This is a genomic window from Agrobacterium sp. LR_9 (assembly GCF_041954855.1).
In the GTDB taxonomy this organism is placed as follows: Bacteria; Pseudomonadota; Alphaproteobacteria; order Rhizobiales; family Rhizobiaceae; genus Agrobacterium; species Agrobacterium leguminum.
Genome location: NZ_JAVAYA010000004.1, coordinates 26,156 through 38,943, shown reverse-complemented (window position 1 = coordinate 38,943; position 12,788 = coordinate 26,156). Strand labels below are relative to the sequence as shown.

General features: G+C 60.1%; 16 protein-coding genes. 11 read left to right on the top strand and 5 right to left on the bottom strand.

Translation table 11 applies throughout. From position 1 onward, the window contains the following. Positions 1 to 10 precede the first annotated feature (10 nt). The 7 genes from RAC79_RS06505 to RAC79_RS06475 all read left to right on the top strand — a co-directional run bounded on the left by RAC79_RS06505 (position 11) and on the right by RAC79_RS06475 (position 5,272). Positions 11 to 1,588, top strand: coding sequence for a Na+/H+ antiporter subunit D (locus RAC79_RS06505; protein WP_065654221.1), 1,578 nt, complete (start codon positions 11 to 13; stop codon positions 1,586 to 1,588). Then, positions 1,585 to 2,064: a Na+/H+ antiporter subunit E gene (locus tag RAC79_RS06500; RefSeq protein WP_080856101.1), complete on the top strand. Its 480-nt coding sequence runs from the start codon at positions 1,585 to 1,587 to the stop codon at positions 2,062 to 2,064. The genes RAC79_RS06505 and RAC79_RS06500 overlap by 4 nt, the downstream gene beginning before the upstream one ends. Then, positions 2,061 to 2,447: a cation:proton antiporter gene (locus RAC79_RS06495; protein WP_125144653.1), complete on the top strand. Its 387-nt coding sequence runs from the start codon at positions 2,061 to 2,063 to the stop codon at positions 2,445 to 2,447. Before RAC79_RS06500 ends, RAC79_RS06495 begins: the two co-directional genes overlap by 4 nt. Beyond that, positions 2,444 to 2,776, top strand: a complete 333-nt coding sequence (gene mnhG, locus RAC79_RS06490; RefSeq protein ID WP_003522295.1) for a monovalent cation/H(+) antiporter subunit G — start codon at positions 2,444 to 2,446, stop codon at positions 2,774 to 2,776. The genes RAC79_RS06495 and mnhG overlap by 4 nt, the downstream gene beginning before the upstream one ends. A 433-nt stretch (positions 2,777 to 3,209) precedes the next feature. Then, positions 3,210 to 3,638: a MucR family transcriptional regulator Ros gene (gene ros / locus RAC79_RS06485; protein WP_003509257.1), complete on the top strand. Its 429-nt coding sequence runs from the start codon at positions 3,210 to 3,212 to the stop codon at positions 3,636 to 3,638. Between the two features lie 391 nt (positions 3,639 to 4,029). Next, positions 4,030 to 4,452 (top strand): helix-turn-helix domain-containing protein, encoded by a 423-nt coding sequence (locus RAC79_RS06480; RefSeq protein ID WP_142846494.1) that lies wholly within the window; start codon positions 4,030 to 4,032, stop codon positions 4,450 to 4,452. Beyond that, positions 4,445 to 5,272 carry a DUF6456 domain-containing protein gene (locus RAC79_RS06475; protein ID WP_174038930.1) on the top strand — a complete coding sequence of 276 codons (828 nt, stop codon included), beginning with the start codon at positions 4,445 to 4,447 and terminating at the stop codon, positions 5,270 to 5,272. The genes RAC79_RS06480 and RAC79_RS06475 overlap by 8 nt, the downstream gene beginning before the upstream one ends. 3 nt (positions 5,273 to 5,275) lie before the next feature. On the opposite strand, the gene RAC79_RS06470 is transcribed toward RAC79_RS06475, so the two are convergent. Further along, entirely contained in the window at positions 5,276 to 5,692 is a 417-nt protein-coding gene (locus tag RAC79_RS06470; RefSeq protein ID WP_080817400.1) for a SufE family protein, read from the bottom strand. A 181-nt stretch (positions 5,693 to 5,873) separates the two neighbouring features. Further along, on the bottom strand, positions 5,874 to 6,299 hold the full coding sequence (locus RAC79_RS06465) for a DUF5330 domain-containing protein (RefSeq protein ID WP_003522299.1): 426 nt from the start codon (positions 6,297 to 6,299) through the stop codon (positions 5,874 to 5,876). Between the two features lie 488 nt (positions 6,300 to 6,787). On the opposite strand from RAC79_RS06465, the gene RAC79_RS06460 reads away from it, so the two are divergent. From RAC79_RS06460 to RAC79_RS06450, 3 genes are all read left to right on the top strand, one after another. Next, a complete protein-coding gene (locus RAC79_RS06460; RefSeq protein ID WP_174038931.1) occupies positions 6,788 to 8,320 on the top strand; it encodes a HAMP domain-containing sensor histidine kinase in 1,533 nt (510 codons plus the stop codon). Then, positions 8,292 to 9,191 (top strand): peptidoglycan-binding protein, encoded by a 900-nt coding sequence (locus RAC79_RS06455; RefSeq protein WP_174038932.1) that lies wholly within the window; start codon positions 8,292 to 8,294, stop codon positions 9,189 to 9,191. Before RAC79_RS06460 ends, RAC79_RS06455 begins: the two co-directional genes overlap by 29 nt. Before the next feature lie 256 nt (positions 9,192 to 9,447). Further along, positions 9,448 to 9,801 carry a DUF1491 family protein gene (locus RAC79_RS06450; protein WP_174038933.1) on the top strand — a complete coding sequence of 118 codons (354 nt, stop codon included), beginning with the start codon at positions 9,448 to 9,450 and terminating at the stop codon, positions 9,799 to 9,801. A 56-nt stretch (positions 9,802 to 9,857) separates the two neighbouring features. Here RAC79_RS06450 and RAC79_RS06445 read toward each other — a convergent pair whose 3' ends face one another. Beyond that, positions 9,858 to 10,793: a DUF2336 domain-containing protein gene (locus RAC79_RS06445; protein WP_236774803.1), complete on the bottom strand. Its 936-nt coding sequence runs from the start codon at positions 10,791 to 10,793 to the stop codon at positions 9,858 to 9,860. A 561-nt stretch (positions 10,794 to 11,354) separates the two neighbouring features. On the opposite strand from RAC79_RS06445, the gene RAC79_RS06440 reads away from it, so the two are divergent. Next, entirely contained in the window at positions 11,355 to 11,543 is a 189-nt protein-coding gene (locus RAC79_RS06440; RefSeq protein WP_035261156.1) for a hypothetical protein, read from the top strand. Between the two features lie 19 nt (positions 11,544 to 11,562). Here RAC79_RS06440 and RAC79_RS06435 read toward each other — a convergent pair whose 3' ends face one another. Both RAC79_RS06435 and RAC79_RS06430 read right to left on the bottom strand, forming a co-directional pair. After that, positions 11,563 to 12,111: a membrane protein gene (locus RAC79_RS06435; RefSeq protein ID WP_035261158.1), complete on the bottom strand. Its 549-nt coding sequence runs from the start codon at positions 12,109 to 12,111 to the stop codon at positions 11,563 to 11,565. Beyond that, the gene (locus RAC79_RS06430; RefSeq protein WP_003522305.1) at positions 12,104 to 12,691 is read right to left on the bottom strand and encodes a DUF1214 domain-containing protein; all 588 of its coding nucleotides are present in this window, start codon (positions 12,689 to 12,691) and stop codon (positions 12,104 to 12,106) included. Before RAC79_RS06430 ends, RAC79_RS06435 begins: the two co-directional genes overlap by 8 nt. Positions 12,692 to 12,788: the final 97 nt, after the last annotated feature.

Here is a 12,788-nt window from a genome sequence, read left to right as displayed (position 1 = left end):
GCTGAGACACATGGCATCCTCCACCACATCCGCAGTCACTGATCTTTCCGCAGCGCTCGTCACGACGCCCGTGCCGCTCACCGACTGGCTGATCATTCTCCCCATCGCGCTCTGCATTGGCGCAGGCGCGGTGCTGATGATGATGCGCCACGCTATCCGCCACCACGCGACCGTCGCCATCGCGGCGCTGTTCCTGCTGGTTCTGCTCAATGCCGCGCTTTTGTGGAAGGTTGCCACTCATGGCCCCTTCACCATGGTCATGGGCCGCTGGCTGCCGCCCTTCGGCATTGCCTTTACCGCCGATCTGACGGGCGCGCTGTTGTCGCTTGCCGCGGCCATCGTTGCACTTGCGGGCGCCATCCATGCCGGCGCGGATATCGACGCCAGCGGCAGGCGATACGGTTTTTATCCCTTCCTGATGCTTTTGATGGCCGGTGTCACCGGCGCTTTCCTGACCGGCGACATCTTCAACCTCTATGTCTGGTTCGAGGTGCTGCTGATCTCGTCCTTCGGCCTGATCGTGCTCGGCTCGACGCGCGAGCAGATCGATGGCGCGCTGAAATACGCCATTCTGAACCTCATCGGCACAACGCTGTTCCTGATAACGGTCGGTTATCTCTACGCCATCTTCGGCACGCTCAACATGGCCGATATCGCACAGAAGGCGACCGGGCTGCGCGGCTCGGCGCCGTTGATGACGCTTGCGAGCCTGTTCGCGCTCGCCTTCGCCATGAAAGCCGCCGCCTTCCCGGTGAACTTCTGGCTGCCCGCTTCCTATCACACGCCGCGCATCGTCGTTTCCGCCCTGTTCGGCGGCTTGCTCACCAAGGTCGGCATCTATTCGCTGCTGCGCGTCATGGTCATGCTGTTTCCGGTCGAGCGGGAAGAACTCAGCATCGTCATCGCCATCTCGGCGGCGTTGACCATGGTGCTCGGGGCCATGGGCGCGCTCGCCCAGAACGATATCCGCCGCATGCTCGGCTACATCGTCATATCGGGTATCGGCTACATGATGGCCGGCATCGCCATCGGCACGCCTTCCGGTGTCACCGGCGCCATTTTTTACGCGCTGCATTCGATGGTGCTGATGACGGCGCTTTATCTTGCCGCCGGCCATGCGGCCCGCCTGGGCGGCGGTTTCAGCCTCACCTCGCTTAGAGGCCTTTACCAGCAGGCTCCGTGGTTTTCGGCACTGGCGCTGGCGCTGTTTTTCGCCGGTTCCGGTCTGCCGCCCTTTTCCGGCTTCTGGCCGAAGGCGGTGCTGGTCAAGTCGGCGATCGATATCGGCGCCTGGTGGCTGGCCGGCGCCATCCTCGCCTCCGGCTTCATCGCCACCATCGCTTTCGGGCGGATATTCCTTTTGTGTTTCTGGCGTCCCGTTGCGGCATCCACCGGTCAGCCTTCCGTGCCGCAGGCATCGCCCTCGGCAGCGCCGTCTTTCGCGCCGCTGGTGGGGCTGACGTTGCTGGTGGTATTTTTCGGTCTGTTTCCGGAAAGCCTGCTCAATCTCAGCCAGCAGGCGGCCGCAGGCCTCGCTAATCCGCAGACCTATATCCAGTCGGTCTTTACCGAAGGGGGCAAACCATGAGCCTCTATCTCGTACAATTGCTTTTCGTTGCCGTATGGCTCGCCGTGACGGGCAGCGTCACGCTCGCGAACATCATTTTCGCCCTTGTCGTTTCGACGCTGGCGCTCGGCATCATCCGCCACCAGCTTCCGGGCGGGCGTAACCACTGGCTCAGGCTTGTCCGCGTGCTGTCGCTGGTGCTGCTGTTCTTCAAGGAGCTGGCGCTTTCCGCATGGAAGGTCGCCGTGCTGGTGACGCGGCCGAAGCTCGACGTGCAGCCCGGCATTTTTGCCTATCCGCTGACGGTGACGACCGATTTCGAGATCACGCTGCTCGCCAATCTCATCACGCTCACGCCAGGCACGCTGTCGGTCGATGTTTCGGCGGACAGGAAAACGCTTTACGTGCACGCGATCGATTGCAGCGATATCGAAGCCACGAAAACCGACATCCGCAACGGCTTTGAAAGAAAGATCATGGAGGCGTTTCAGATATGACGCCGGAACAAATAGTTTCATTTGCAACTATACTTGCATCGGTTGTTCTGTCGGCCGCCTTTTTGCTGACAGTATATCGCGTCGTCGTCGGCCCCACCTTGCCGGACCGTATCGTTGCGCTCGACATGCTGGTGGGCATCGCCATCGGCTTCATCGCGGTCATCGCCATCCGCACCGGCTTCAATCTTTACGTCGATATTGCGATTGCGCTCGGGCTGGTCGGTTTTCTGGCAACGGTTGCCTTCGCCCGCTTCGTGCTGTCGCGCGGCCCGGACGGCCGGCGCCGGCCGGCGGCGGTTCTCGATGGCGAAAGGGCATCTGAAGTCATTGAAAAAAATATGGAAAAAGGTGTCGCCAACAGAAAAGGAAAGGGCAGGCGATGATGGCTTGGATCGTGGCTATTCTGGTTGCGGCGCTGTTGGTCTCAGGCGCCATCTTCTCGCTGATCGCGGCAATCGGCCTCAATCGGCTGCCGGATGTCTATACCCGCATGCATGCGGCTTCCAAGGCGGGAACGGTGGGGTCCGGCCTTCTGCTTCTGGCTGTCGGCATTCATTCCATGGAAATATCGACGCTGGCGCGGGCGCTCGCCGGTTTTTTCTTCTTTGTCCTTACCGCGCCGGTCTCGGCACATCTTCTTGCCATGGCCGCTCACAAGGCAGGTTATCCGCTTGCCGTTAAATCGGTAGTTGATGACATCAAGAAAATTTGAAGTTGAAAATCCCCCCAATAATTGGGGGTATTCATTTTCAATTGCTACTTGGCATAGTATTTTATTACCCGTAATTTTTTGTATTCCGATTAGACTGTTTTGAACTGAAAAATTCACAATAGGAATTTGACTTTTGCTGTTTTGCTGTTATCCAAATTAAGTGTAAAGTTGCTAATCGCGATTTGCATCTAGCCTCTTCATAGTCGGCATAGGCATTTTATTAATGTCTAATCTATGGCCCATCGGACCATTGCTGCCCATGTCGCGGGCCATAAGTTGAATCTCGGACCAATTCGTTTCCGGTTTTCGCTCGAAATCTAGGGGTAGGTTTCATGTTGGTTTCAACAAGGCGAAGGTGGGGCACCGGGTAACTTCACATCGCTCGATGCGGCGTTCGCCCGCGTCAGGGGATTAATAAACAGGAGATACTTAAATGACGGAAACTGCATACGGTAACGCCCAGGATCTGCTGGTCGAACTGACTGCGGATATTGTGGCTGCCTATGTTAGCAACCACGTCGTTCCGGTAACTGAGCTTCCCGGCCTTATTTCGGATGTTCACACGGCACTCAGCGGAACATCGGCACCGGCATCGGTGGCGGTCAATGTCGAAAAGCAGAAGCCTGCCGTCTCTGTCCGCAAGTCGGTTCAGGATGACCACATCGTCTGTTTGGAATGTGGCGGCTCTTTCAAGTCGCTCAAGCGGCATCTCACGACGCATCACAGCATGACGCCGGAAGAATATCGCGAAAAATGGGACCTGCCGGTCGACTATCCGATGGTTGCGCCCGCCTATGCCGAAGCCCGCTCGCGGCTCGCCAAGGAAATGGGTCTCGGTCAGCGCCGCAAGGCCAGCCGTTGATTTTAAAGACAGTCCGGCTGCTGTCCTGACAGATAGCCGGAAGTCGCAAGGCAATACGGCCGGTCTTTTGACCGGCCGATTTCGTTTCTGGGGTTCGAAGACCTCACCGCCGTTCTGCCGGCCCATATCCCGCATCCAGCTTTGGCGCGCCTGCGCCGTGAGAGGGGTTTTTCGCGATCGAGAACTGCATCGCACCAGACCCGGGAACCGGTTCTCGACCGACTTTTTATGTCGCTCAAAATTTCGATTGAGGAAAAAAATCCTTTATTGCGCATATCAATTCTGCAAAAATAAAGCCGTATCAATCGCATAATCCCCCATGCCAAATTTGCGCTTCCCCATGCTTGCTCTAGGGTGTATGAATTAATTCCTATTCGTAGAGGAGTTGCATATGCCGTCGGATACAATGTTTCTGCCTGCCGCCGCGCGGCCTTGTGCGCGGGTCGGTGATCGTCCCTTTCGTCATTGGCCGTCTGCGGCCGGGCGGGATGAGATTTCCCGTCTTTGCCGTCTGGTACGGCAGCTCACCGGCGAGATGGTGCAATTGACGGGCGACCGAACGCTGGTCCGCCGCGACAGCCGGCGCACGGAATGCCACATCCGCCAGATCGCCATGTATGTTTGCCATGTGCAGCTCGGCATTCCCATGTCGGATGTCGGGCCGTGTTTCGGCCGGGACAGGACGACGGTTGGCCATGCCTGCCAGGTGGTGGAGGACCGGCGTGACGAACCGGCATTCGATGAGTTCGTCGCCGCGCTGGAGCGGCTCACCGGCAGTATCTTCAACGCGATGAAAGGCGCCCGGGATGAGTAAGGAAAAAAGCACCCCGGTTGCCTCCCCGAACCCTCATCTCCTGCGGCTGCTGCGTTGCATCGCTGCGGGCGCGGCCGAGATGTCGCAGGAGGGCGGCGATATCGTCCTGCGCCGAGCGCGGGCAGGCCACACGGCGCTGCGGTTTCCGGCCGCGACGGTGCGGTTTGCCATTTCCTCCGGGCTGGTCGAGCAGCGGGAAAACACCCTTTCCGCCGCGCCACCGCTCGCCTCCTGCCTGAAACGGGCAATAGTGAAAGACCGGGACGAGGTCTTTCAGGAACAGCACCGGCATATGCAGACGGTTATTGTGGATGTCGGCGATGCGAAGCAGCAGGCGCGGCGCAATCTCAACACCTCTCCCCTGACCAGCCTTGCAAGGCTGAAGGAACGGGACGGTGCGGCGTTTTTCCCGGCGGATGCTCTGGAGGCGGGCGAGCGCCTCGCCGCCGATTTTCATCGTGGCCATCTCAACCCGAAGGTAACGGCGACATGGGAGCCGAGAATAGCGAGCCGGACGAAAGGGGAGGCGGGAGGCGCGCTCGATCTCACCGAGGCGGCAATGGCCGCAAGAACGCGGTTTTCCCGCGCGGCCGATGCGATGGGGCCAGAACTGTCGGGCGTCGCCATCGATATCTGCTGCTTCGAAAAGGGGCTGGAGACGGTGGAGCGCGAAAGGCAATGGCCGGCGCGGTCGGCAAAACTGCTGCTGCGCGCCGCACTGCTGGCGCTTGCCCGCCATTATGCGCCGCCTGCGGCCCGCGCCGGCAGGAAGGAACACCATTGGGGCGATGCGGATTATCGCCCGCCGATGACAAGGTGAAGGTCAGGCGGCCAGCAGCCGGGCTTCCTCGCGGATGCGCTTGATCATGGAGCGCAGGCCGTTGGCGCGCTGCGAAGACAGATGCTCCACCAGCCCGATCCTGTCGAATACCTCGATGGCGTCGAGACCGGCGATTTCGGAGGCTCTCTTGCCGGAATAAACGGCGAGCACGATGGCGACGAGGCCGCGCACGATATGCGCATCCGAATCGCCTTCGAAGGTCAGGAGAGGGTCTTCCGCACCATCGCTATGGCTGACGAGCCAGACCTGGCTTGCGCAGCCATGCACCTTGTTCTCGGCCGTGCGCTTGTCTTCCGGCAGATCGGGAAGCGCCTTGCCGAGTTCGATGACATAACGATAGCGATCCTCCCAGTCATCGAGGAAGGCAAAGTCGTCAAGGATCGTTTCGAGAGAGGCCATTTGCGCGCCGTATCATCCATTATTGCAGGTCTTTCTTAGGATATAGGCGAAGTGCGGCCGGTTTTGAACCATGGACCATGAAAAAGCCCACGGAAAACAGGTTTCCGTAGGCAAGTCAGGCAGGCAGTCGGCGGCGGAAATCTCCGCTCGCAAAAAAGTGCGGCGCGGTGGCCGGCATAGATCAGGGAGCAGGGCGCTTCTGCGGCAGGGGAATGACGGTGCCGGTCTTCAGCATGTCGGCATCCTTCGGAAATTCGACGCTGACGACCGGGGCTTCGGCCAGTTTTTCGGTCTCGGCCGCGAGTTCAGCGGCGGGGGCGGGCTTGTCACCGGAAGCAAGCTGCTTGTCCAGCAGCTCATAGGCCACCTTTGCGCCTTCCTTTGCCCGCTCACCGAGCGCATGGAAGGTTTCGGCGCCCTTGACGCAGACATCGGGCTTTTCGATGCAGATGGCGCTGACATAACGATAGGCTTCACCGGCGGCCGAAACGGCGCTGGGAATATCGAAGGCCGAAGGTTCCTTGGCCGGATCATTGCTGCTGCCGAAATAGGACAGCGCCACCAGCACCAGCGAAAACCAGAATGTTCCCTTGATCAGAAACCACATTGTCAGACTACCCTGCCAGACGATCTTTGTTTTCTAAAGCCCCGCCCGGTTTCGGGTCATCGGCCTTTGTCCCGTTTTTCGGGCTTGTGAAGAAGCTACACGCGACCGGCGAACAGCCGATTGCAAAAAGCGACGCAATTTAATTCAAATTGTATCTATTCTCCTCGCATCGGGACGCCTGCCATCAATTCATTCGCATTTTAACAGTCCATGTTAAGCATAATTGCGACAGAGGCCGCGCGTTCCGGGGCAAAGCGATGGAAAGCTTTGCCACAAAAGTTAACGCGATGGCAAAAATGAAGCGAAATCCGTCGCTTACCCGTCATTAACCATGATTGGCAAAGCTTCGAAGAAATGCCCCGTAATGGGACTGCGGGGCATTTGACGGGCCTTCGAGGCCATTCTTTTTATCCATTCCTTAAGCCGCCGCCTTCTATTGTCGGAGCCGTTAGAACCGCCTCAGGGATTCGGTGTTGGTATTGCGTAATATGAGAGAAAAAGCGGTCGCATGGGTCGACCGTGCCGCAGGCAGATGGCTTGCGCGCATGGAAGAGGACGCCGAAAGGCGCGCCGGAACCGTTGCGCGCCTGCGCCGGCTTATCGCCTTCAGCGTCGTCGGACTTCTGGTGGTACCAGCCCTCTTCAGCCTCGTTTTCAGCCCCGCCATCGCGCTGCCCATCGGCGCTGCCCTCGTGCTGGCGCTGTTTCTGGCCGCCGCAGCATTGCTGATTGCCTTTTCGCGTCCCACGCGCGGTGCGTCCTCCTTTTCCGCCGCGTTTGGCGATAACGACCTGATCGCCGCTACGCAGGTGCCGGGCCTCGTGCTCATGATCGGTGACACCGGCTTCGTCGAACACGTCTCCGGCCGCGATCTTACGACCTTCCCGGCCGCTCTGCAGGCCAGCAAGGACCATTCCCTCGTTGAATATGTCTATGTCTCGGACCGTATCGAGCTGATGCAGGCCTTCGACCTGCTGCGGCAGGGCGAGGACAGGGCAACCGCCAAACTCCGCTTCGAGACCGGTGCAAAGTCTCGTCAGGCGCAGTTCATGCATGCGCGTATCGAGATGACGGCAATCCGCAGCGCCAGCGGCCGGCTACGCCGCATCGTCGCCCAGCTTTCCGATGTCACGGAGATGGAGCTTCTGCGCCGCGATGTCGCCCGCAAGGCAGCCGAGGCGGAATCGGCCAATGATGCGAAATCCCGCTTTCTCGCTGCCGTCAGCCACGAATTGCGCACGCCGCTCAACGCCGTCCTCGGTTTTTCCGATATTCTGGCGGGCGAATATTTTGGCCGGCTGGAGAACGACCGCCAGCGGGAATATGTCGGCCTGATCCGCCAGTCCGGCGCGCATCTTCTCTCTGTCGTGAACACCATGCTCGATATGAGCAAGCTGGAGGCCGGCCGTTACGAGCTGATGATGGAAAGCTTCCCGATTGCCGAGACCATCTCGTCCTGCGAGGCCATGCTGGGCCTGCAGGCGAAGGAAAAAGGCCTGACTTTGACCAGCCGTATCCAGCGCGGTATCGGCGAAATCTCGGCCGATCAGCGCGCCATACGGCAGGTTCTGATCAATCTTGCCGGCAACGCCATAAAATTCACCGATGCCGGTGGTGTGGTGTCGATCGACGCCGCGCGTGAGGGTGCGATGCTGAAGCTGACGGTGAGCGATACCGGCATCGGCATCGCTTCCGACAAGATCGAGCTTCTGGGCCAGCCTTTCATGCAGGTTCAGAATGAATATACCCGTCGCTATGAGGGCACGGGTCTGGGATTGTCCCTGGTCAAGGGGCTTGTGGCACTGCATGGCGGCACTTTCGCCATCGCCAGCAAGCCCGGCGAGGGAACGGTCGTAACGATCACCCTGCCTGCCGACGGTTCCGGCATGGCGGGTGGCGGCGAAAGCGCCGAAGCCGAAAGCATGGTGGAATTTCCACCGCGCATCCGGCAGCTCGGCGATATGGCCGCAATGATGAAAAAGGATGGTGACGATGGCCCCGCGAAAGCGAAAATCGCCTAAGAAAACAACGGCCCAGATTGGCGCCGGGATTGTTTCCTTGGTGGTTTCGGCCATCGGGCGCGAAATCCTGCGCCATCCGAAACTGGTCGGCAGCTGCGGCGCCTTCGCGGTCGTCTTCGGTTTTATCGCCGCCAATGCGCTCTGGTATCAGCCGGGCGTGCACCCGTCACCTTTCCTGCGCACGCGCGATGCGGAAAACCCGAACGGCATCGCCGGTTATCGCCCGGCCGAACCGCTCGGCACACAGGGCAACGTCACCACTTTCCGCATAGAACGACCGGCGGAGACGCAAAACGCGCAGCAGCCGGCGGCCGAAACGCCGGCGCAACCCGTTGCCGAAAGCCAGAAGCCGCAGCAGATCGTCGCCGATATTCAGGCCGAACTGAAGAAACGCGGGCTTTACGAAGGCGAGGCGGATGGCCGCATGGGCCCACGCACCGCCGCCGCCATCATGTTCTTCGAAGAAACGCTCGGCATGGAACAGACCGGCGAACCGACGACCCGCGTGCTGGCGGCGCTCAGGATCGATGGTGCGACGGTTGCGGCGATCCCCAGGGACCGGCCTGCCGATAGCAGCGGCGGCGTCGAGATCGACCCCGTGGCTGCCGCCATCCGCAAGGCGGAAGCGCCGCGCCCGAAGGCCGAACCGGCCTCTCTCAACAGCGCGGCCAAACCGGCAAGCCGCGATCTGATCGCCAAGATCCAGCAGGGGCTGATCAATATCGCCTATGCCGACGTGAAGGTGGACGGCGTGGCCGGCCAGCAGACCCGCAACGCCATCCGCGCCTTTGAGAAACACTATCGCCTGCCGGAAACCGGTGAGCCGAGCGAGGCCGTGTTGAAGAAGCTGAAGTCGATCGGGGCGCTTTAGATTTTGACAGCGGCTGCGGTGCGTGGGGCTTTACCCCCCTCTGCCCTGCCGGGCATCTCCCCCTCAAGGGGGGAGATCGACTCGCGGTTGGGTCTCGCCCATCGCAGCGTTTGCGAATGAAGTGGCGATAGCGCTTCCTGCCGATCTCCCCCCTTGAGGGGGAGATGCCCGGCAGGGCAGAGGGGGGTAAGCCCCAAGCACCTTCGACCGCCCAAAATCAACAACAGCCCCCCACCGTTTCCATCGAAAGCACCCCATGCGCCTCAAATCCGAAATGTTCGTCTCAGCCCTCATCCGCCGCGTCTTCGCGGCCGGCGGATTTGCGGCTGTCGAAAAAAAGGGGGAGGAGGAGGCGGGGGCGATTTTCATTCGTCAGCGCCTGCGCGATGGCCGCGAAAATCTCTACGGACCCGCGCCGCAGAGCTTTGCCGATGACGAGGAAGTCCGCGCCGAGCGCCGTTTCGAAACGCGCCTTGCCGGTGCGGATGGCGAGGAAAGCGCCGCTCTTCTTGAGAGGGAACGACGCTTCGACAGCGACCTGTGGGTAGTGGAGATCGAAACCGATGAGATCGGGACCCTGCTGACGCTGGTGGATCAGCCCAGGGCCTAGAATTGTCCGGCAATGGCCCGCTTCTTCAACCCGTGAAGACGCAAGGCCAGCCGCGCTTACCCTTGTGTCCCGGTTCTCTGCGCAGCCGGTGCGCTGCGGCCCGGCCGTTCGCGGCCATGCGTATAGCTGTCGGCCCGCCGCCAGCTTTCCAGCCGCTCTTCGCATTCCACGATGTCGAGACGGTCGAGCAGGGCTTCGGCACGGCTCATATCGCCTTCGGCGGCGGAAAGATGCGGATAGAAACATTGCAGCACGAAAGCCGCCTCGGAAAACTCCATACCAAGGCCGGTCAGCGTCGTTGCCAGCTGTGCGCCTGATATATCGAGCATGATGCGCTCCGACAGCCAGTAGCTGGAGGAGAGAGAATCCGCCAGCGCCACGGCGAATTGCCGGGCATTGCGCTCGCGGGCGAAACGTACCAGCAGCGCTTCCTGCACCTCGCTCAGGCGGCGAAGGCCGAGCACGTCGCTTTCCGGGCGGTTGAGGTGATGCGCCATCTGCTTGATGCGCTGGCGCATTTCCTCTTCAAGTGCGGAAGCGGCGGCGATGGTGTCCGTCTTTTCTTCCGCTTTCGGCTCTTCAGGGCTTTCCGCCGCCTGCGGTTCGGCAGCCGCCGTTTCTCCGTCCGGCCGCTTCAGATCTTCGGCGTGACGCAGCCCGACAAGCGCATCGATGACGGTGGGGGAGAGGTCCTCGCGGCGCACGATGGCGCGCGCATGCGCCGCCCCTTGCGTGCGGGCAATGGTGATCAGCGTGTCGTCATCGAGGCATTTGGAGGAGATGAGGAAGGGCGCCGCAAGCGAAATCGGCTGGCAGGCGATGAAGAAAGCGACAGCCGAAGGCACGCTCGGATGCTGGGAGAGCGCGGCAATGGCCTCCCGCTTGGCTTCGTCGGTGGAGGCGTTGAAAAGCGGCATGAAAAGTTCGGCGAACTGCCGAAGGTCCGTTTTTGACGGATGGGAGACATTCTCGAAATTCGTCACGGTGGCCATCAGCACCACATCTTTCTTCCTCACGGCTCTTGGCCTCTCAAGTTCTCGAAACCGGTCGGTCAATGCACTACCCAACAAACGCAAACACAATATCGGCTCAAATTAGAGCAAATGCGTTGACGTCCTGTTAACTATGGGGGGTGGCAAGAGAGAATCCGCCTCTATCAACAAGGAAATTTTAAAACCTTGATGACGGATGAAATGTCGTGGAACTTTACCGCATCGCCTTTGTTTTCAAGGGGTGCGGCTCCGGCCGGAATAAGTTGGGGTCCGGCAATTAAGGTTAACGGATCATTAACCTCTGTCTGTTTGTAATTTCATGGGCAGTATTAGGATTCCATGTTATTCTTATCGACGGAATAAATGCAAAAATGGCATGCGAAGCCTGAATCTGCGCACGATCCCCTTATAAGAATCGCTTTGGATTTTTGGATCGTGCGAAAACCAGTCTGTGGACTGGCCTATGCGCAATGTGATGGTGATGAAATTCCCGACGCAAGACGAGGCTTGCGCGGTTCCCATGGGCAACATTGACAATCATGTCCCGAAGAGGAGATGAGCATGGCAGAGATTATTCCAATCGGCGACGCCCGACGAAGCCTGCGCCCCGCCGGCGCGGTGGCAACGGTGATCGGCCCGGCGAAAGTCGTGCTGTTTACCGGCGTGCGCTATGAAAAACGCGATACCGAGCCGACCGGAAAAGTCGCGCGCAAGGGCAAATCCGCAGCGGAAACCGCCCTCAAATCCTGACTGCAGAGAATAACCGACGTTATTTCCACGCCGTCGGCTGGCATTTCGCCTCGTTCAGGAACCGTTCCGCCTCTTCGCCGAAACTCGGCTGCGGCACCATGGTCCGCAACACCACATATCCTTCCGTCTGATCCGATTCCGCCAGAATGGCCTGCGAAAGCGCAGGTGGCTGCGCCTTGCGGATGGCGGCGATCTGCACCGCATCCGCCACCAGAATATCCATCACCCCGCCGGCGGATGTGCGGTCATTCATGCTGAACACCTCATTCGAGGCCTTGTCGTAAACCGCGACCGACCAGAAGGGCACGGCCCCGATGGCGGTGAGCCTGACCGGCTTGTCCTCGATATCGAAGGTGCAGACCGCGACCCGCATGAAGGGATCGCCGCTGCCAAGCGTCTTTTTCTCCGTCGTCTCTTCGAGCAGATGAAACTGATGCGGCTTTCCTTCCGCCACCGCGCGCGTATAGGCGTCGCGATTGCTGAAATGCGGTATCGCCAGAAGAATGATGACATGCAGCACAGCTGCGCCGACGAGACCGGTGAGGATGGCGAGCAGGACCCTAAGCATTGCCACACCCCAACTTGCGGATTTGCGGCATGGAGATGTCGATCAGGCCGGAACTGCCCGCGACGGGCGTGTCGAGAAGGGTCATGACCAGCCTGAAAGTCTGGCCCTGCGGCACCGACAGCCAGTTATAGGTCTGGGCGTCAGCGGCGATGGTAATGTCGATGCCGCCATCGGCGCTGCGCAAAAGCGTGCGGGAATTCAGCGCGAAGGGCCGCCCCGCATCCTCCGCCAGCACATTGCCCTGCTGGTCGGCGGTGTAGATCGTCCAGAAACGTGCAGGCGGCACGGCGCCCGCCAGCCGGTATCGGCACTCGCCGCTCAGGCGTTGCCCATCGCTGTCGACGGAGGCGGTAAAAGCCAGCCCTTCCGCGGTTCCGTAAAGCAGCTTGCCGGCGTCGGCGCGATGCGATTTGGCGTAAGGATCGGCCTCGATCGTCTGCGCTTCGGGAAAGGCATCCCAGGAGCCGATGCGGATCGATCCAAAGCCCGATGTCGCCTCAAGGGCTGCCAACGTCGCGGCAATACCGCCGCCAAAGGCGATCAGAAGGGCGATGCCGACAAGGAATGGAACTCGGAACACGCTGTTTTCCCGTTTATGAACAGGTCGAGGACTATCACTGATTCCCTGTTTGGAAAATGGCGCGGCTTGTTTAGTCTCCGTGAAAATGATCACAACC

Excerpts from the sequence above, each read along its gene's own strand:
- RAC79_RS06465 (WP_003522299.1), bottom strand. The coding sequence starts at position 6,299 with ATGTGGTTTCTGATCAAGGGAACATTCTGGTTTTCGCTGGTGCTGGTG.
- RAC79_RS06475 (WP_174038930.1), top strand. The coding sequence starts at position 4,445 with ATGAGTAAGGAAAAAAGCACCCCGGTTGCCTCCCCGAACCCTCATCTC.
- RAC79_RS06480 (WP_142846494.1), top strand. The coding sequence starts at position 4,030 with ATGCCGTCGGATACAATGTTTCTGCCTGCCGCCGCGCGGCCTTGTGCG.
- RAC79_RS06495 (WP_125144653.1), top strand. The coding sequence starts at position 2,061 with ATGACGCCGGAACAAATAGTTTCATTTGCAACTATACTTGCATCGGTT.
- RAC79_RS06505 (WP_065654221.1), top strand. The coding sequence starts at position 11 with ATGGCATCCTCCACCACATCCGCAGTCACTGATCTTTCCGCAGCGCTC.
- RAC79_RS06470 (WP_080817400.1), bottom strand. The coding sequence starts at position 5,692 with ATGGCCTCTCTCGAAACGATCCTTGACGACTTTGCCTTCCTCGATGAC.
- RAC79_RS06500 (WP_080856101.1), top strand. The coding sequence starts at position 1,585 with ATGAGCCTCTATCTCGTACAATTGCTTTTCGTTGCCGTATGGCTCGCC.
- mnhG (WP_003522295.1), top strand. The coding sequence starts at position 2,444 with ATGATGGCTTGGATCGTGGCTATTCTGGTTGCGGCGCTGTTGGTCTCA.
- RAC79_RS06455 (WP_174038932.1), top strand. The coding sequence starts at position 8,292 with ATGGCCCCGCGAAAGCGAAAATCGCCTAAGAAAACAACGGCCCAGATT.
- RAC79_RS06440 (WP_035261156.1), top strand. The coding sequence starts at position 11,355 with ATGGCAGAGATTATTCCAATCGGCGACGCCCGACGAAGCCTGCGCCCC.
- RAC79_RS06450 (WP_174038933.1), top strand. The coding sequence starts at position 9,448 with ATGCGCCTCAAATCCGAAATGTTCGTCTCAGCCCTCATCCGCCGCGTC.
- RAC79_RS06445 (WP_236774803.1), bottom strand. The coding sequence starts at position 10,793 with ATGGCCACCGTGACGAATTTCGAGAATGTCTCCCATCCGTCAAAAACG.
- ros (WP_003509257.1), top strand. The coding sequence starts at position 3,210 with ATGACGGAAACTGCATACGGTAACGCCCAGGATCTGCTGGTCGAACTG.
- RAC79_RS06435 (WP_035261158.1), bottom strand. The coding sequence starts at position 12,111 with ATGCTTAGGGTCCTGCTCGCCATCCTCACCGGTCTCGTCGGCGCAGCT.
- RAC79_RS06460 (WP_174038931.1), top strand. The coding sequence starts at position 6,788 with ATGAGAGAAAAAGCGGTCGCATGGGTCGACCGTGCCGCAGGCAGATGG.